This window comes from Sulfurimonas sp. (assembly GCF_028714975.1).
GTDB lineage: Bacteria > Campylobacterota > Campylobacteria > Campylobacterales > Sulfurimonadaceae > Sulfurimonas.
Genome location: NZ_JAQTLH010000013.1, coordinates 1 through 18,411 on the forward strand (window position 1 = coordinate 1; position 18,411 = coordinate 18,411).

General features: G+C 35.9%; 14 protein-coding genes. 3 read left to right on the top strand and 11 right to left on the bottom strand.

Translation table 11 applies throughout. The annotated features are described in order from the left end of the window. Window positions 1-310: 310 nt before the first annotated feature. The 6 genes from PHQ93_RS09930 to PHQ93_RS09955 are packed head-to-tail and all read right to left on the bottom strand — an operon-like array spanning window position 311 to window position 8,611. The gene (locus tag PHQ93_RS09930; RefSeq protein WP_299943866.1) at window positions 311-1,315 is read right to left on the bottom strand and encodes an endonuclease/exonuclease/phosphatase family protein; all 1,005 of its coding nucleotides are present in this window, start codon (window positions 1,313-1,315) and stop codon (window positions 311-313) included. After that, complete coding sequence (locus PHQ93_RS09935; protein WP_299943868.1) at window positions 1,312-3,264, bottom strand: M3 family metallopeptidase; 1,953 nt, start codon at window positions 3,262-3,264, stop codon at window positions 1,312-1,314. Before PHQ93_RS09935 ends, PHQ93_RS09930 begins: the two co-directional genes overlap by 4 nt. A 1-nt stretch (window position 3,265) precedes the next feature. Beyond that, window positions 3,266-4,354, bottom strand: coding sequence for a trypsin-like peptidase domain-containing protein (locus tag PHQ93_RS09940; protein WP_299943871.1), 1,089 nt, complete (start codon window positions 4,352-4,354; stop codon window positions 3,266-3,268). Window positions 4,355-4,356: 2 nt separating this feature from the next. Then, a complete protein-coding gene (locus PHQ93_RS09945) occupies window positions 4,357-5,670 on the bottom strand; it encodes a hypothetical protein (protein ID WP_299943874.1) in 1,314 nt (437 codons plus the stop codon). Between the two features lie 41 nt (window positions 5,671-5,711). Further along, window positions 5,712-7,331, bottom strand: coding sequence for a bifunctional protein-serine/threonine kinase/phosphatase (locus tag PHQ93_RS09950; RefSeq protein ID WP_299943877.1), 1,620 nt, complete (start codon window positions 7,329-7,331; stop codon window positions 5,712-5,714). Further along, complete coding sequence (locus PHQ93_RS09955) at window positions 7,331-8,611, bottom strand: nitrate/nitrite transporter (RefSeq protein ID WP_299943880.1); 1,281 nt, start codon at window positions 8,609-8,611, stop codon at window positions 7,331-7,333. The genes PHQ93_RS09950 and PHQ93_RS09955 overlap by 1 nt, the downstream gene beginning before the upstream one ends. Window positions 8,612-8,818: 207 nt before the next feature. Here PHQ93_RS09955 and PHQ93_RS09960 point away from each other — a divergent pair, with 207 nt between their 5' ends. The 3 genes from PHQ93_RS09960 (at window position 8,819) to PHQ93_RS09970 (ending at window position 14,481) form a co-directional block, all read left to right on the top strand. Next, window positions 8,819-10,804 (top strand): molybdopterin oxidoreductase family protein, encoded by a 1,986-nt coding sequence (locus PHQ93_RS09960; RefSeq protein ID WP_299943883.1) that lies wholly within the window; start codon window positions 8,819-8,821, stop codon window positions 10,802-10,804. 72 nt (window positions 10,805-10,876) lie between these two features. Beyond that, window positions 10,877-12,784: a ferredoxin--nitrite reductase gene (locus PHQ93_RS09965; RefSeq protein ID WP_299943886.1), complete on the top strand. Its 1,908-nt coding sequence runs from the start codon at window positions 10,877-10,879 to the stop codon at window positions 12,782-12,784. Window positions 12,785-12,933: 149 nt separating this feature from the next. Beyond that, a complete protein-coding gene (locus PHQ93_RS09970; protein ID WP_299943889.1) occupies window positions 12,934-14,481 on the top strand; it encodes a GGDEF domain-containing protein in 1,548 nt (515 codons plus the stop codon). 117 nt (window positions 14,482-14,598) lie between these two features. Here PHQ93_RS09970 and PHQ93_RS09975 read toward each other — a convergent pair whose 3' ends face one another. The 5 genes from PHQ93_RS09975 to modA form a co-directional block, all read right to left on the bottom strand. Continuing rightward, window positions 14,599-15,471: an ABC transporter ATP-binding protein gene (locus PHQ93_RS09975; protein WP_299943892.1), complete on the bottom strand. Its 873-nt coding sequence runs from the start codon at window positions 15,469-15,471 to the stop codon at window positions 14,599-14,601. A gap of 18 nt (window positions 15,472-15,489) precedes the next feature. Then, a complete protein-coding gene (gene rhuM, locus PHQ93_RS09980) occupies window positions 15,490-16,380 on the bottom strand; it encodes a RhuM family protein (RefSeq protein ID WP_299943894.1) in 891 nt (296 codons plus the stop codon). A gap of 82 nt (window positions 16,381-16,462) precedes the next feature. Next, entirely contained in the window at window positions 16,463-17,143 is a 681-nt protein-coding gene (gene modB / locus PHQ93_RS09985) for a molybdate ABC transporter permease subunit (protein WP_299943898.1), read from the bottom strand. Window position 17,144: 1 nt separating this feature from the next. Continuing rightward, complete coding sequence (locus PHQ93_RS09990) at window positions 17,145-17,540, bottom strand: hypothetical protein (RefSeq protein WP_299943901.1); 396 nt, start codon at window positions 17,538-17,540, stop codon at window positions 17,145-17,147. Continuing rightward, on the bottom strand, window positions 17,537-18,286 hold the full coding sequence (gene modA, locus PHQ93_RS09995; RefSeq protein ID WP_299943904.1) for a molybdate ABC transporter substrate-binding protein: 750 nt from the start codon (window positions 18,284-18,286) through the stop codon (window positions 17,537-17,539). Before modA ends, PHQ93_RS09990 begins: the two co-directional genes overlap by 4 nt. Window positions 18,287-18,411: the final 125 nt, after the last annotated feature.

Below are 18,411 nucleotides of genomic sequence, written 5' to 3' on the forward strand. Positions count from 1 at the left end.
TTATAAAACGCTAAATTAAAACATCTAAATAATTCTAACTATTAACTTTTAAAATCATAACTACAAATTGAACTCTCTGAATATTTTTGTTTTTAGATTGCCGCGCTTCTAAAGAAGCTCGCGATGATGGAGAGAGAAATCCTCGCAATGTGCTCACGATAACTAATATAAAGATAGATTTGTAACGGCAGAGTGAGTTGTAATAACGAAAAATGGTCACTGCGAGAAGCGAAGTGATGCGGCAGTCTTAGAAGGAGAGCGATATTGCCATATCGGCTATGCCTCCTTGCTAATGACGGTGATAGAGTATTTACTTAACGCTAAATTTTGCTACGATGGGCAAGTGGTCGGAGTATCCTTTTCCTTTATGTTTTTTTACTCTTGCGTGAGAAATTTCCCATCTATTTATATTTCCTTTTTTAAATAGATACTCTTTATCAAAATTTGTAATACTTCTGTTTATATAAGAGATTTCTTTAGAGTTTAAAAGAGATTGTGATACTAAAATGTTATCCATTGCTTCTTTTTCATCTTTAAATATATATGTATATCTTTTTTCCGGTTCCGCATCATACCAAAGATTATAAAAGCTATCTTTTGCAAAATTTACATGTGAAGCTCTGTTTTGTTGATTTATGGTTCCTAATATATGATTGATCCCTGTTTTGCCGTCAGTATCATTTAGATTTCTTTTTCTTGCAAACTTCAAATGCTCTTCATAATCAGAGTTAAAATCTCCGAGTAAAATAATATTTTTATCAAACCCTATCTCATCTACTCTTTTCATTAAAGTTTTCGCGGAGATAATTCTTTGGCTCTCAGGTCCTGATTTTGATTTCCAATGATTTATGAATAGATAGAGATCTTTATCGTCAATTTTAAATTTTGTTTCTAAAATGTTTCTATGTTCGTCTGTTTGGGTAACGCTTAACTCTTTTGAGTAGACAAAGGGTATTTTGCTAAGGAGTGCTACTTTAACTGTTGTATTTTTTTTATCGGCAATACTGTAGTATTGGTAATATAGTCCGTTTTGCTTAAGTGTAAATCTTAAATCAATAAGCGCTTGAAGCGACTCTACCTCTTGCAGAGCTATGATATCTGCATCGATTTCTTTGATAACTCGTGCGATATTTTCTAACTTAATTTTATAGTTTCTTTGATTCCAATCGGATGAAGTGTTTGGAATATACTCCTCATATTCTAAGCCGCTCTTATCTAAATCAAATAGATTTTCCACATTGTATGATGCTATCGTCAAAGTTTTATCTCCAAATAGAGTTGTAAATAATAAAAATAGTAAAGGTAAAAGTTTCATAATTTAATCCCATTTAATCTTAGTAAGTTGTCAGGGTTTGGTTCTCGTCCCATTAACTCTTTAAAAAGCTCTTGCATGCTTTGTGAGCCGCCTTTGCCCAAAACAATATCCAAATATCTTTTTGCGGTGTCGGAGTTGAAGATGCCTTCGTCAACTACTCTGAAAAATGCATCGGCACTAAGTACTTCTGCCCATTTGTAGCTGTAATATCCTGCTGCATATCCGCCTGCAAATATATGTGAAAATCCATTTTGAAATTTATTGTATGACGGCGGTTTGATAAGTGCCGTATCATCTCTTATCGAATCTAGCAGATCTTGAACTTCGTCGCTTTGATAAAGTTTTGTGTGAAGTTTAAAATCAAAGATAGAGAACTCCAGCTGTCTTAGCATACCTGAAGCGGATAAAAAGTTTTTGCTGCGTACCAGTTTATCTATCATCTCATCTCTTATTATCTCTTTTGTTTTATAGTGAGTTGCAAAGAGTTTTAACACATGGGGTTCATATGCGAAGTTTTCCAAGAATTGTGATGGAAACTCAACTGCATCCCACTCGACGCCGTTTACGCCGCTTACCTCATTTTCATTTACGCCGCTTAGCATGTGGTGGATTGCATGTCCCATCTCATGAAAGAGCGTTACGACATCATCATGTCTTAAAAGCGACGGATTATCTTTAGAAGAGGGCGGAAAATTGCACACTATAACGGCAGAGGCTAGTTGCTCATCTCCTTTTTCATTTATGCAATGGGTTTGAAAGTTGTTCATCCACGCGCCGCCTTGCTTGCCTTTTCTTGCTTCCAAGTCGAGATAGAGTCTGGCTTTTAATTTATCATCAATATACAAATCATAAGAAAATGCTCTCTCGTGCCAAAGTTTTTCATCTGTTTTTTTAAATGTGATGTTAAAGAGTCTGTTTAAGAAATCAAACATACCGCCCAGTACGCTCATCTGCTCAAAATATGGACGATAAAGCTCTTCGTCTATATCATACTTCTCTCTTTTTAGAAGTTCGCTGTAGTACGCGGTATCAAAACTTTGCAGAGGTTTTTTAGCTATCTCTTGAACTTCTTTTAATTCGGCATGAGCTTGTGCTTTAGAGTTGATAAGCAATTTTTCCAAAAAGTCTATAACGCTTTTTTCATCTTTTGCCATTTTGCTTGCAAGCGAATATGCGGCGTAGTTAGCAAATCCCAAAAGGTTGCTCATCTCATTTTTAAGCGTTAAAAGCTCATTTATAATCTTCTCGTTTTGAGGCGCTCTTGTTACATAGGCACGGTAAAGCTCTTCTCTGATTTTTTCATTTTTTCCGTAAGTCATATAAGCTATGTATGATGGCATTTGAAGCGTAAATCTATATTTGCTAACGCCGTTTTCTTCAAATTTCGCATTTAAGAAATCACTCTGAGGTATACCCTCTACATCTTTTTCATCCGTAATAATATACTCGTAAGTATTTGTCGCATCTAAAATATTTTGCGAAAAGTCGTTTGAGAGTTCACTCTTTCTTATGTTTATCTCTTGAAGCCTCTCTTTTGTTTTTTCATCCAAATGAGCGCCGCTTAATTCAAAGCCAAGTATATTTAGCTCCAAAACTCTCTTTTGTTCCTGATTTAGGCTGTTTTGTTCATTTTTTTGTATCTCTTTGTAAGCTTTGTAGATATTCAAATTTTGTGAAAGTTTTGTAGAGTACTCGGTGATAATAGGCAGAGAGTCGGCATATACCTCTTGGGTTTTAGGTGTATTGCTTACTGAGTTTATATGTGAGAGTGGAGTAAAAAACTGCTCCAAGTACTCATCCATCATCCCTAGCGGTTTTACAAAATTTGAGAATGTTTTATTTTTTATCTCTAAAAGCTCATTAACCTTTTTGTTGTTTTGTTCTACTTTTTTGTTTAGCTCTTTTATAAAGCTATCTAAATCTACTCTAAATTCTAAAAATCTCTTCATACTAATCCTCTTCATCTCGTTTTTGTTTTGTGGCATTAAATCTCTCAATCAAAATATCATCATACTCGTTTGATTTTACAAAAAGTCTCTCAATCGCAGTTTTTCCCTCTTTTAGTGTTAATGACGAGTCAACTATCAGATATGATAAGTATACAAAATTTTCATTTATGGAAAATCGCAAATAAGATAACTTGTTGTTTTCATCAAGCAGGTAATCATAAATGCGGGATATATTTTCTTGAGGTATGACGCACAGTTTTGAGTCACCTATAATAATCCCGTTCTCATAGTAGTTTATATCTATGCGTGCCGTGCCGTAATCGACTCTCCAAGAAGCTTGAGATCTTCTAGCTAATGTAACATTTACATCTAAAGATGTCAAAATTTCTTCAAGCAGTTTTGTGATGCCCGTCGGGTTGTAACCTTTTCTTCGCAGTTTTGCAGTTTCAAGTTTTATACCGCATGCGGGGCAGTAATCATTTTTTATATCTTTTTCATCAATTAGGTTTTTGCATGATTGACATTTGATAATATTTTGGCAATTTAATTTTTTGTAACTCTCAAGAGCTTCATCTACATAGAAATATGGAAGCGCAAATCCCAAATTATTAGAGTCTTGAATGATAAATGTATTTACGCCTACTACCTCTCCGCTTGTGCTCAAAAGTGGACCGCCGCTATTTCCCGGGTTTATAGCCGCATCAATCTGAACATATTCTAACTCTCCGTAAAGTCTTGAAGCTTTTGAGACTATACCCTCGGTTGCACTATAATTGAGTCCGTAGGGATGCCCTACGGCTATTACCGTATCTCCGTCTTCTATGGTTTTTGTGGAGAGTACAAGCGGATTTTTCGGTATCTCAAAATCAAAACTAATAAATGCCAAATCAAAATATGCATCATCATACACCACTTTTGCAATGCTTCTTTTAATCTTTTTAGCACTGATTACTACCTCTTTTAGACCTGAGACGACATGAGAATTTGTGATTATCAAATCACCTATAATAAAGCCCGTGCCGCTTCCATACGGCGTCATAATCTGTATAATATTTTCGATATAAGTTTCTAATATGGCTTGAGTGTTCACGGCTATATCTCTTCAAAGTTAAGGTTTTTTAGTTGCAGATAAAAGCTGTTGCTAAATTCATTGAGCGATGTAAAATTTAGTTCATCCCCAAAAGGTTTTAATAGTTTAAAACGACTTTGATATGGGGAAATAATATCATCTATTCTTGAAATAATCGCTCTTTTTGCAAAAGCAGAACTTTTTGTATCATAAAGAGTATCATAGCCAAGTGAGTTGAAAAAATCAGGATTTTGAATCTCTACTAAAGTGTGAAGCAGAGCTTTTGTAACGGGATGTAAACCATAATTATATAGAAGATATAAGGCTATATATTTGTATATTGTAGGAATTACTTGATTATATCTGTTGTTTTTGTACCATCTGATTTTTGCAAGAGATTCGGTTATAAAAACATCTATCTCTTCTTGTGATGCTTTTTCATTGGGATTAAAAGTATATTTTGCATTATAAAAATTTGTTTTAAACTCTTCATAACCCATCTTTTTTAGTTCATTTATATAAATTCTCAACTCTTCATTTTTTGCTTCTACGCTCAAGTTTTCATCGCTAAAATATTCTTGAACTTTTTTGCTGGATTTTTGAAAAATCGCGTATTTTGGTACCAGCAGATAGTCAATTTTAAAAATAAAATAAAGAAGTATAAATGATTGCATAGCTGCATTGTCGTTTGATGGCAGCGTGGATATTTTAGCCGTTATTTCATCAATCCATTTATGTAAAAAATCATATTTAATGTGTAACTCATTTTCATCTAGCGGCTTTAAATGCTCTATATCTTCGATAGGAACATCTAAAAATTCACTTTTTGTATACTCTTTGTCAAAATCTGCATTTAAGGCTATCTCTCTTAGTGGGAAAAAAATTTTTTGCGGAGTCATGGTAATGTTGTCGAAAAAAAGTTTTAGTTTTATATATTCATCATCACTAAAATAATAGGCATAGGTAAGTTGATAGTTTCTCTCCAAAATCAATCGTTTAAGTGCGACATTTGCGGATGATTTTTTTGTAATAATAGCTTCGGCATAAAGATTTTCTTTGGTTATCGTACCGCTGATTTTAGCAGTTCCTTGAAATATCTCAAAATTTAGTTTTTCATCTGCTCTTTTGATTACTATATTTTGGTTTGAAATATTGTTTGAGTAGTTTTGAAGGGATTTTAAAAAGAATTCATAGGCATTTAATATATCTTTTTTTTCAAACGCTTCATATGATTTGTTAAATAAATCCTCTTCATCTTTTGGAATATTTGCGTTTATTCCTCTTCCAAATTGATGTTTTAATTCTGTTTTTGTTTCAAAAAAATTTAGCCAGCTCATCGACTCACTTTCATTGGATTTCTCGCAAAACTGCAAGAACTTTATTTTGAATTCATCCAAATTAAGAGGATGAAATTAATAACTGTCATTATAATGAAACCACCTTTATAAAAAGTTAGTTCATGCTGTTTAAGAAGCGGTATGCCTTTTGAAAAAAACGGTGCAACCTTTTGCGGGTTTTTAAGCTCGTAAGCCATCTCCGAGTAGTGAGAATATCTCTGTTCCTTGTCGAGTGCAATAGCGCGGAGAATGATGCTCTCAAGCCAGTGCGGAATCTTTTCGTTGTAAAAGCTAGGTTTTTTCGCCTCTTTAAATATAGGGTTTTGAAACGGCTCTATCTCACCGTAAGGGTACTTTTTTGTAAGAGCATAGTAGAGCGTGATACCTATGGAAAATATTTCGCTCGATTCGCTTAGAGCCTCATTTAAAAATCTCTCAGGAGATAAAAAACTCGGTGTTCCCGCTTTAGAACTTATGGAAAATATCTCCGTAATCGAGCCAAAATCAATAATTTTAAATTCAGTATTTTGTCCCTCGCTAAGAAGCATGATATTTTGCGGTTTTATGTCGCCGTGAACCAAATCGTACTTTAATAAAAACTGCGACATATTTAGCAATAATTCTCCGAGTTTTATAGCATCGTCAATTCTAAGCGTGTGCGACTCTAGTATCTCTTGAAGATTTTGCCCGTTGACACGCTCCATAACATAGTATCTGTGAGTTCTGTTTTTTGGGATGACCGCTTTTGGAAAAAAATCGGCTTTTAATCTTTTTGCGTTCCATGCCTCTTTTATAAACAAATCCAATATCTTTTCATCGTCGATAGCCTCTTTGGGTGCAAATTTTAAAATGTATTTTTTTGTTTTTTTAAAAGCCTCCCAAGTGTTGTCGTTGAATGATTTCTCAAGTCTATAACCGTCTATAATTTGTTGTGGTTTTAGATCTTGTGCAATGGGTAATTTTTGTTGTTTTAGGGTGGTTAGCTCGTTATCTTTTAATATCTCGATGATAACGGCTGTCGTATCGTCTGCAAGGTTATCGTCGGTTAGAAAACTGGCTTTTTTTACCAAAGAGTGGGCGCCGAAGTGTATGTTTTTTTCAATAAAATCGGACTCAAAAGTATTGTAGAGTCCATCGCTGCAAAGAAGTATCTTGTCATTTTGAGAGAGAATATTTTCAAAGTAAAACGGCTCTACTCTCTCTTCACCGCCGAGAGCTTGAGTTAGTATATGGCTTCCTTCTTGTTCGATATGATCATATGAGAGTTGAGTCAAGACACCGTTTCTGTGCAGATAAACTCTGCTGTCTCCCACATTTGCACCGTAGAGTCTGTTTCCCTCTATAACAACGAGTGCAAGAGTCGTCAAAAGTTCGGCTCTCTCGTAATTTACGATGCCCTCTTGATATAAGATAGAGTTTATAGAAGAGATAAAAGTTCGTATGGATTTTTCAATGCTCCAAGCTCTCGGGCGGATTTTGAAGTTATTTAATAGGTAGTTTGTGACTCTTTTTGCTGCTTCTGCGCCTGCTTCGGCACTTCCTACGCCGTCACAAACGACGCCGATAGTTATGTTTGCATTTGAGTTGATAGCATAAAAATCATCACTTGTTAAATCTCTGCCTTTTGCAAGCCCAAAAGCAGAGTATTTTATATCTTGCATCAGATTCTACCGCCTGCATTTAATCCCCAAGTAGTTCTCCATCTTGTTTTTACCAAGCTAATTCCCACAAGCGCTATCATTACGACTCCTCCAAAGATTAAAAAACCGGCTCCGTAACCTGAAAAAGCCTCTTTACTCCATCCGAGAGTATTTATAAGCAAAGTTCCTCCAAGCCCACCGCCTGCACCGATAAGACCTGTCATAATACCTATATCTTTGCCGAATCTCTGCGGAACCAGTTGAAAGACGGCACCGTTTGCCATCCCTAAGTTTGCCATGATAAGAAACAGAACTAAAATTGCAAAGCCAAAAGGCAGAGCGATAAAAGCATTTAAGAGTGACAAAGCAAGAACTAAGCCAAAAAACAGATAAAGCGATTTTACGCCGCCGAATCTATCTGCAACGGCACCGCCTACCGGACGAAGAATAGCTCCTGCAAATATACATAATGCACCGAAGTAACCGGCTATAACTTTAACATTCGACTCATTTAAAATATCTATTCCAAAAGCACTCATATCAGCTTGATAAGTGTTCATAAGATAAACTTTCATATATCCGGCAAAACCGACAAACCCGCCGAAACTCACTGCATAAAAGAGGTTAAACCACCAAGTGTCTCTATCTTGAAGTAGTTTGCCGTAATCTTTTAATTTTTTTGGACGAGGTGTGTAAACTTCTGCCGGAGCATCTTTTGCCATAAAAATATATGCCACAAAAATGATAGTCGATAAAACCGCACCGACTAAAAATACGGCTTCCCATCCCCAAATTTCGGCAATTTTGGGTGCAAATAAAAAGTCGATTACCACTCCTATGTTTCCTGCTCCTGCAATCCCTAAAACAGTACCTTGAAGTTTTGGCGGATACCATTGACCGGCCTGTGGAAGAGCCACCGCAAAGGATGCACCTGCAAAACCAAGCCCGATTGCCACGACTAAAAGCTCATCGTAAGAGATATTTGCACCTCTAAAGTATGCATAAAAGAGAACTGCAATAACGAGCAGTTGAGAAGCAAGGGCGGTTTTTTTAGCACCAAACTTATCTACGCTAAAACCTAAAACTATGCGAAGAATCGCTCCTGCTAAAACAGGTATGGAAAGGAGCGTAGCCTTTTGAGACTCACTTATGATAAATCCACCGACTGCTAAAGCCTCCGCAATCTCGCTAGATAACGGTCCAAGCATAGTCCAGACCATAAAACTAAAGTCAAAGTATAAAAATGCCGCTAAAAGTGTAGGCCAATGTCCTTGACCTCTTAATGCGCTAAAACCTGCCATAATAACCTCCTCAAATTTATAGTAAAATTATAATGACAAATTGTAGCCATTATTTTAAATTTATGCTTAAAAAATAATCAATTAATAAAATAATTTATGTTTAAAAAATACTCATTTGATATTGTGCAAATCTTAATCACTAAGTATCCTTTAAAAATATTTATTTTAGCGTATAATTTTTTTATTATGAAGTTTATGGAGATATATATGATTAAGTCTGTGTGTGGATATTGCGGTGTCGGTTGCGGGGTTGAGTACGGTGGCGGTAAACTTAGCGGAAATGCATCATACCCTATAAACAAAGGAAATCTATGTTTAAAAGGTACGTCGCAACTCTCTAGTATGGGTTCTTTAAGGCTCACGACACCGCTTTTGCGTAAAAATATAAATGATGAGTTTAAAACCTCTTCATATAAAGAGTGTATATCGGCAATCGCACAAAAAATCAAACAAACTCCTAAAGAAAAAATAGCATTTTACCTCTCTGGACAGCTTTTAAGCGAAGATTACTATATAGCCAACAAGCTTGGTAAAGGGTTTATCGGCACAAACAATGTCGATACAAACAGCCGTACCTGTATGTCTAGTGCCGTTGTAGGATATAAAAAATCCATCGGCGCCGATTTTGTTCCGCTTAGAATGGATGATATTTTTAGCGCAAACCTGCTTATACTTGCAGGTGCAAATACGGCGGAGTCGCATGTGATTTTTCACAATAAGATAAAAAAAGCAAAAAAAGAGGGGCTAAAGGTTGTAGTAGTAGATCCGAGATTTACCGATACCGCAAAAAGTGCAGATATATATTTGCCCATAAAAGTCGGAGGCGATATTGACTTTTTTAACCTTATCTCTAAGAGACTAATAGAAGAGGAGCTGTATGAGAAAGAGTTTGTGCAAAAACATATAAACGGTTTTGAAGCGCTAAAGAACGGACTAAACTCTCTTAAAAGCGAAGAGATGCTTAAGGGATGCGGACTTACTTATGAGCAGTTTGAGGAGTTCTTTTTGCTATATAAAGAGAGCAAAAATATAATTACCGCTTGGACGATGGGGCTAAATCAGTCGGTTCAAGGAGTGGATAAAAATCTCTCCCTTATCAACACCCATCTGTTGGGCGGCAAAATATTTAAAGAGGGAAACGGACCTCTCAGCCTTACGGGTCAGCCAAATGCTATGGGCGGAAGAGAGGTCGGCGGGCTTTCAACTATGCTTGGCGTGCATCTGGGTTTTGATGATAAGAGTATAAAAAAGGTATCGGAGTTTTGGAATACTAACAACATAAGCAACAAAGCGGGGCTATGCGCAACGCAGATGTTAGAAGCAGAGATTGAAGTGCTTATCATTTGCCACACCGACCCGATCTATCATCTTCCAAACAGAAACAAAAACGAAGCTCTAATACAAAAAATCCCGCTAATAGTAGAGATAAATGCGTACGAGAATTCAGAGAGTGCAAAGTTCGCTCACATAAGGCTTCCGGCAACTCCTTGGGGAGAGAAAGAGGGAACTCAGACAAACTTGGATAGAACGATTACAAAACAGTGCAAGCTTGGAAAAACATTTAAAGATATCAAAGCCGATTGGGAGATTTTTATGCTCTTGGCGCAGGAGCTTGGATATAAAAAAGAGTTTGACTATAAAAGTCCAAAAGAGATATTTGAAGAGTATCAACAGATGACAAAATTAAACGGTTATATGGATATATGCGATGCCTCTTATGACGAACTTTCTCATAAACCGTTTGTTTGGGGAGAAAAAATCAAAACCTTTTTAACGCCTGCTAAAGTCGGAAATCTCTTTTTTGTCCACAACCGCTTACTTAGCGAAAAAACAACACCCGATTATCCTTTTTTACTATTAACGGGCAGAACAAGGGATCAGTGGCACAGCGGAACAAAGTCTGCACAAGTTGCTTCGCTGCTAAAATATAAAGAGCTTAGTTTTTGTGAGATAAATCCTGATGATGCAAAAAATTTAGGTATTAAAGAGGGTGATGAGGTTAGAGTTTCTTCAGTAAGAGGAGAGCTTGTCACAAAGGCTTTGGTGGTAAATAGCGTAGCAAAAGGAGTGCTCTTCATCCCTATAAGCAACCGTGACATAAACTATTTGACAAATGATTTGCTAGATTGTGAGTCGTTTCAGCCTGATTATAACCATAGTGCAGTTAAAGTGGAGACATTGCACAAAAAATAAGCAATAAATTGCCTACTGCTGTTTCTGCAACTGCTAAAATTGTGACTATATTCGATAGAGATCGGAGTTACAATGGTAGAGTTACAAAAAGCTTACGAAGCAAGAGCAAAAAAACTGAATAAAGTCGAAGAGACAAAGGTTATGCAAACTCCAAAAGAGGCGTTTGAAAAGTTGGAGTATTATGCAAAAAACGGCTATGACTCTATTGCAGAGATAGATAAAGATTACTTCTTGAAATGTTTCGGCATCTACGATAAAGACTCTACGACCGCAAAAAAATTTATGCTTAGGGTGAGAATCTCCGGCGGACATCTAAACGCGCTTCAAGCAAGAGTTTTGGGCGAGATTGCAAAAGAGTTTGGGCAAGACTACATGGACATCACTACAAGAGCTCAAGTGGAGCTTAGATACCTTGATATAAAAGATATGCCGACTATTTTTGAGAGAATGCAAAGTGTCGGTATAACTTCATACCAAACAGGGGTTGATAACTTTAGAAACATAGTAAACGACCCGCTTGATAGCTATGGATTTGACAATATTTTGCCCTCACAAGAGCTTTTAGAGAGGTTGCAGAGTAAATTTTTATATAACTATGAGTGGATTTCGGCACTTCCGAGAAAATTTAATACTGCAATTACAGGTTCAATCTCAAACAGATGTAACGCTTTTGGGCATGACTGCTCTTTTGTTTTGGCTCAAAAAAACGGCGTTTACGGCTACAATATGTACCTTGGCGGAAAAGTAGGCAAAATTGCGAAAAGTGCAGATATTTTTCTGCTTCCTAGCGAAGTTGAATCTGCGTACGGCTCCATAATAGATATCTTTAAAAGATTCGGTTTTAGGGATAACAGAAATAAAAACAGACTCTCTTTCTTAGTTGAAGCAGTCGGAATGGAAGAGATAGCTAAAGCAATCAGACAAAATGCGGGTGTAAACTTTGCAACTGCCGGTGAGGCTATGACAAAACTTGACTTTAACGATTCTGATCACGGAAAAGTAGAGCTTCGTGATGGAAGTTTTGCACTTCATATTGTGATTCCAAGCGGGATTTTTAGTGGAAGCGACTTGATAGAAGTCTCAGAGTTAAGCCAAAAATATGGAAATTCGCAAGTGCGATTTGATGTCGAACAGAGCCTTTATATAATGGGTGTGCGAGAAGTAGAAGCACTTTTGAAAGAGAGTTTATTTCAAAGATACAAAAGCGTTGATTCCGTCTATAAAAACCATCTCATCGCGTGCGCAGGGTCGCAACATTGTCCGTTTGGCGTTATAGAGAACAAGAGTGATGCTATAAAAATGGCAGAGTATCTCGAGAAAAAAGTTCCAATGCTTGATGGAAGAGTAAGAATGTACTGGTCGGGGTGTGTAAAAGGGTGCGGTTTGCATGGAGTTGCCGACATCGGTTTTGAGGGGTGTAAAGTAAAAATCGGGGGTGAAATGGAGGGGGCTGTTAATATCTCTCTAGGCGGGAAACTAACAAGCGAGGGTGTTGAGGGGTATACCGTCATCAAATCGGCTCCGCTTAGATATGCTCATTTTTATGTAGAGACTCTTATGCTTGAGTATAAAAGGCTTAAAAATCATTTTGAGAGTTTTGAGCAGTTCAATGAGAGGGTTTTAAAGCTCTGCACTCCTGCTTCTATTGGTTTTATGATGAAACTCGGTGCTTATTTGAGAGAAAAAAACATCGATATCGAGATTGGTTTTAGCGAAAAAGTAAATACAGGTAAAAATGAGGAGTTTGAACTTTTTGAGATAGGTAGAAAACTCTACTACAAACTATCAAATCAAGAGCCGTACTCTGCGTACGAGAGGTTTACAAATGCGCTTAAAAATGAAAAACTGCAAAATATCCGCTCTCTTGTGCCCAATATTGATGAAAATCTAGCTTTGATGTGTGAGAGGATTTTAGACACAAAAGAGCAAAATAGAGCGGTTGTTTTTTCGGAGGTTGCAGAGTTTATCGCGCTTTTTTAGATTGCCGCGCTTCGCTCGCAATGACAAGTCCTGCAATCTATAATTAACCAAAGTGTTTTTATAATTTTTTTTTATTTTTGTTTTCCTTAAGTTTAGTTTAGATACGATTTTTCAATGCCTCTTATATACATGTGTGGGGGGGGAAATAGATGATTTTTCAAGATATAAACAAAAACAAAAAAAATAAAAATTTTGCTTATTTCGTAGCACTGACTGTGGCGCCCGTGCTTGCTATTGTTGTTATGTTTTCTTACGCTTTTTTTCATATTAGAGACAGTGTAAAATTTACATCTCATGAGATAACGGGGCTAAGGGTTATAGCGCAGATAGAGAGAACCGTTTTTAATATTCAAAAATTAAGGGGTTTGATATGTACGGAAGATGCAGATGAAAAATCCACAGAGTATATAAAAAACATAAAAGAGGATATCTCTAAAGATTTGGCAATTTTAAAAGAGTACTCTGCATTTATCGAAAATGACACTTCTTTTAAAAACGAAATATTAAAATATATAGATTCTCTCGGCAACCCCTACCTGCTGGAATATACAAACTACTATTATCTTACCGAAGTTATTCATGATTTTATGAAGTTTTCAAATCGACTATCTTATCACTGCAAGCTTGTTTTAGATCCCAATATGAACTCTTATGTTTTGATTGACAATGTTGTCTTTTTGTTGCCTGAGCTTATAGAGTATAACGGGCAGATAAGAGCAGTGACTTCATCTACGCAAAACAGTGTTTTAGTAACCAATCAAAGAGAGTATATAGGAACACAAGAAAATAAGATAAAAGAAAAATTGGAGAAGTTAAACTATAACCTATCACGGTATTATGAAAACAGAGACAGTGACAAAATAAAAGAGGTTCATAACGGAGCCTTAAAAGCACAGGATGCGATAATAGGACTTGCTAACAATAAGTTTTTAAGCGGTGAAAATCTCTCTTATGAAGCTAGTGAGATTTATAATATTGCGACAAAAAATATTGAGTTTATTATAGATTTGTATAATGAAAATTTAAAAAACCTAAATGACATTTTGGAAAAAAGGTTAAATAAAGATAGGGAAATCTCTATATTCATAATTTTAGCCGGCTTTTGCTCTATTTTATTTATTATTTTTATAAATGTGCTTTTTTATAGGAGAAATAGGAAGTTTATCAACAAGATAGAAGAGCTGACGATAACCGATGCAATGACTACTTTGCACAATAGAAGATATTTCGATTTAGTTTTTGACAATCTCTTAAAAGCACAAAAAAGAGCAAGACAGACACTCGCTTTTGTTATTGTAGATATAGATAATTTCAAACAGTATAACGATACCTACGGACATCAAGCAGGAGACGAGGCTTTAAAAGCCGTAGCAAATTGTTTGAAGAACTCTCTAAAACGAGAAGGAGATTTTGCTTTTAGACTCGGAGGCGAGGAGTTTGGGGTTTTATGTACGGGATTGGATGATTCTCAAGCATTTGATTTTGCAGACGGTATAAGAAAAAAAGTTGAGGAGGAAAAAATTGAACATAAAAAAAGCACCGCAAGCAAATATGTAACTATCTCTATGGGACTTATCGTAATTAAACCGGAACTTATAAACAGCGTAAACGATGTATACAGATGTGCAGATGAGGCTCTATACAGAGCTAAAGAAAATGGACGAAACAAAGTAGTAGTTTATAATGAAATGCAGTAAGATTGCTGCGCTTGTGTCATTGCGAGCGAAGCGCGGCAATCTCAATGACAAGCTGCCGTCATCGCGAGAAGCGAAGCGACGAAGCAATCTAATTAAAGGTGCATTATAACTTGTCGCTTATATCTTTGTAAAGATAGGATTAAAAGCTTTTGACGAGACAAGCACGCTATCTCCCTCACAGATATTATCTATATCCCTTTTTGTCGCCGTTACTTTGATGATTTCGTTGTGAGATAAGAGTTCTAAGATATATAAAATATCGCTTTTTTTGATAGACAGTACTTCTGCCGTGAGTTTAAATTTAGAACTCAGATTTTGGTTTGCAAAGACTTGCGTCGGAGTGCCCTCATGCGTAATCTCTCCAAGCGAAATTTTAAATACGCGGTTTGAGAGCTTAAACACTTCGCCTATGTCGTGACTTACCAAAACGGATGTGATGTTAAATCTTTTATGAACCGCTAAAAGCTCATCTTGAAGTTTTGCTCTCATAATATAATCAAGTGCCGAGAGCGGTTCGTCAAGAAGAAGCATTTTCGGATTGCTCATCAAAGCTCTTGCAACTGCAACTCGCTGTTTTTGTCCTCCGCTTAAGTTGTGAGGCATCATAGATGAGAGGTTTGTTATCTCCATAATCTCTAAAATCTCATCTACTTTTTTGCTCTCATTTCTATTTTTTAGAGCAAACTCCAAATTTTGCCTAACACTCATATTTGGAAAAAGCGCATAATCTTGAAATACAAACCCGACATTTCGCTTCTGCGGCGGCAAGTTTATATTTTTAGCGCTGTCAAACCAAACTTCATCATCTACTATTATCTCTCCGCTGCTTGGTGTCTCAAGCCCTGCGATAATACGAAGAAGCGTAGTTTTTCCGCTTCCGCTTTTGCCGAAAAGTGTTAAAAAATCGCCGTTATTTATCTCTTTATTGACCTCTAAAACTATTTCTCCATCTGCTGTGTTGAGCTTTTTTTTGATGTTGATTTTTATCATTTTATTTGCTATCCATTTTTAATTTAACTTTTTTAAGATATCCAAAGCGTCTATCTCAAACTTTGAAAATGCAAACCACTTTTTGCCCAAATCTTTAAGACTAGCTCCGATATGATACATCTCTTTAGAGTCAATTATCATAAATCTATCGTGAGCATCTTTAAAATCTTTAAGCTCTATATTTTTGTATTGAGAATTGTATTTTTGGTAGTCAAGTTTTAGATGTTTTGAGATAGTCTGAGTATAGATTTTGATTTTTAGATTTGGATATTTGCTAAAAAGTGTAAAAATAGTGTCGTCGATATAGTTATCTATCAGCACTATTTCGTTTTTTGCACTCTTTAACAAATCATTGACAAAAGCATAAGCATCATAAATCTGCCCGTCATAAAAAATCCCCTCTTTTGGTTTTATGGTGTCATCTTTGACAAGTGCTTTAAACTCTCCCATTTGAGACTTTAGTGCTGCTACCTCTTTTTCTAAAGATACAAATCTTTCGTTTGTAATTTTATCTCCATTGATAACATAACCATTTTGAATATAGCTTTTTAGTACAGATGTCGCCCATTGTCTAAATCTTGTAGCAGTAACAGAATTTACTCTATACCCAATGGAGATAATCATATCAAGATGATAATGGTCAACATCTCTTTCTACTTCCCTTTTTCCTTCTTTTTGAACTACTCTAATTTTTCGAGTAGTTGGATTTTTTTCAAGCTCTTTTTGTTTGTAAATATTCTGAATATGATAAGTAATATTGTGAGATTCAACATTAAATAGCTCACCTAATTGTTTTTGCGTAAGCCAAAGAGTATCTTCTGTAACAGAAACATTCAATTCTAATTCACCTTCGCTGTAAATTACTATACCTGATTTACTTTGATTGTCCATTGCTACAAGATTATTCATGCTATTGCCTTGAAAATTTTATTTATCTTAACATTTCAAAAAAATTTTATGAAAAAATATGTCATTTTGCAATATTTTTTTGTTATTTTAACTCACTTCTAACCATACTTTTATTTATCCCGTAGACAAAAAGCAAAATAGAAAAAGTGATGATAAATAGAGTAAAAGCGTACTGGTTTGCAACTGCGTAGTTAAGCGACTCGACTTCATCATAGATGGCGATACTTGCTACTTTTGTCTCTCCTTTAATGTTTCCGCCTATCATTAAAACCACTCCAAACTCTCCGATAGTATGGGCAAATGTGATAACAGAAGCAGTAAGCAGAGAAGGTCTTATATTTGGTAAAAGTACAAACCAAAGAGTTTCAAATCGGCTCTTTCCGAGCGTGTACGAAGCCTCTTTTAATGAAGTGCTAAGGGCGCTAAAACCGCTTTGAATCGGATGCACCATAAACGGCAAACTAAAAATAATCGAAGCGATAACCAATCCTTCAAAACTAAAAACAAGTCTTATATCAAATTTTTCTTGTAAAAACGCACCAAATGCATTTTTCGGACTAAACGCAAGAAGCAGGTAAAAGCCCAAAACAGACGGCGGAAGCACTAAAGGCATGGAGACAAAAGCCTCTATAACGGGTTTTAGTTTTGATTTAGTTTGCGATAAAAAGTACCCTAAAGGAATACCGATAAAAAGCAAAATAAAAGTCGTAATAGCAGCCAACTCAAATGTCAGCTTCATTGTTTGCAAAAAAGATTCGTCCATCTTAAATTCTTTGCAAAGTAACTTCGTTTGCTTTTACAAACCATCTAAATTCATCGCCGACCTTGCATTTAAGTCCGTGAAGCGCGCCTTTTGTAATAACGGCGTTTATACCGTTATCAAAAAAATCAAGTGTTATATTTGCAAGCAGTTTCCCGTTTTCGATGTGTGTGATTTTTGAAACGAAACCGTTTCTCTCACTAACAACTGACTCTTTTGTAGCAAGGGCTACTTCCGTTTCTTTGAAAATCAGATGTACGCACATACCTACTTCAAACTCGTTTTCTAGTGAGTTTTTAAGTACAAGCGAGTTAAAAATATGACCCTCTGCATCTAAGAAAATCAGCATCAACTCATCGACTTGCTTTATGGATACTATGGTTGCTTTTAAGATATTCATTTTGTTTCAAACCCATATTTTTTCATAATTATATCTGCATCTTTCGTTTGAATAAATTCATAAAATTTTTTAGTAAGCGGCTCTTTTGCACCTATTTTCGTTATGCCGTATCCTTGTATAAGCGGACTATGAAGTTTGTCATCTATCAAAAAATAGTTGTTTTGGGGTGTATTTGCAATGGTAGGAGAGAGTGCGAGTGAAAGAGCGATTATGCCGATATCAGCCGCACCGCTTGAGATAAATCCTGCGGCTTGAGAGATATTTTCGCCTAAAACAAATTTTGACTTTAGACTTTCATAGATGCCTGATTTTTCCATCGCCTGTTTTGCTTTTTCGCCGTAGGGTGCGTGAGATGGGTTTGCGATAGCTATTTTATCCACCCAAGGAGCTTTTAAGTTTTCAAATCCAAGCTCAGGCTTGAAGTTTTTGTGTTTGCTCCAAATCACTACTCTGCCGAGTGCATACGGTTTTGGTTTTGTAGTGATATCGCCGCTTTTGTAAAGCTTTTCAACAAAATCCATATCTGCCGAAAAAAAGAGATGATAGGGCGCGCCGTTTGCTATTTGTGTCATCCCTTTGCCGGATGAGCCGTAAATCATCTCTACTTCATCTTTTGTGTTTTGCTTTAAAAACTCCGTCTTTATCTCATCAAGCGCAAACTTTAAATCACTTGCCGCAAAAATAGTAATTTTATCTGCAAACATACAAGTTGCAAATAAAATTAAACCTAAAAATATTTTTTTCATCTCTTTGCCTATTTTTTGAGTTAATTATAACTTTACAACCAAGGATTGTCAAATGTCACGAGAGAACAGCACTTTTTTCAAAGCAATATCAAAGAGAAGTTTAAGTATAATTCGCGTAATTTTAA

Bases quoted from the DNA above. Each gene is read 5' to 3' on its own strand.
- PHQ93_RS09930 (WP_299943866.1), bottom strand. From the start codon at position 1,315: ATGAAACTTTTACCTTTACTATTTTTATTATTTACAACTCTATTTGGA.
- PHQ93_RS09965 (WP_299943886.1), top strand. From the start codon at position 10,877: ATGGTAGAGTTACAAAAAGCTTACGAAGCAAGAGCAAAAAAACTGAAT.
- PHQ93_RS09955 (WP_299943880.1), bottom strand. From the start codon at position 8,611: ATGGCAGGTTTTAGCGCATTAAGAGGTCAAGGACATTGGCCTACACTT.
- PHQ93_RS09935 (WP_299943868.1), bottom strand. From the start codon at position 3,264: ATGAAGAGATTTTTAGAATTTAGAGTAGATTTAGATAGCTTTATAAAA.
- rhuM (WP_299943894.1), bottom strand. From the start codon at position 16,380: ATGAATAATCTTGTAGCAATGGACAATCAAAGTAAATCAGGTATAGTA.
- PHQ93_RS09950 (WP_299943877.1), bottom strand. From the start codon at position 7,331: ATGCAAGATATAAAATACTCTGCTTTTGGGCTTGCAAAAGGCAGAGAT.
- PHQ93_RS09970 (WP_299943889.1), top strand. From the start codon at position 12,934: ATGATTTTTCAAGATATAAACAAAAACAAAAAAAATAAAAATTTTGCT.
- PHQ93_RS09975 (WP_299943892.1), bottom strand. From the start codon at position 15,471: ATGATAAAAATCAACATCAAAAAAAAGCTCAACACAGCAGATGGAGAA.
- PHQ93_RS09945 (WP_299943874.1), bottom strand. From the start codon at position 5,670: ATGAGCTGGCTAAATTTTTTTGAAACAAAAACAGAATTAAAACATCAA.
- modA (WP_299943904.1), bottom strand. From the start codon at position 18,286: ATGAAAAAAATATTTTTAGGTTTAATTTTATTTGCAACTTGTATGTTT.
- PHQ93_RS09960 (WP_299943883.1), top strand. From the start codon at position 8,819: ATGATTAAGTCTGTGTGTGGATATTGCGGTGTCGGTTGCGGGGTTGAG.
- modB (WP_299943898.1), bottom strand. From the start codon at position 17,143: ATGGACGAATCTTTTTTGCAAACAATGAAGCTGACATTTGAGTTGGCT.
- PHQ93_RS09990 (WP_299943901.1), bottom strand. From the start codon at position 17,540: ATGAATATCTTAAAAGCAACCATAGTATCCATAAAGCAAGTCGATGAG.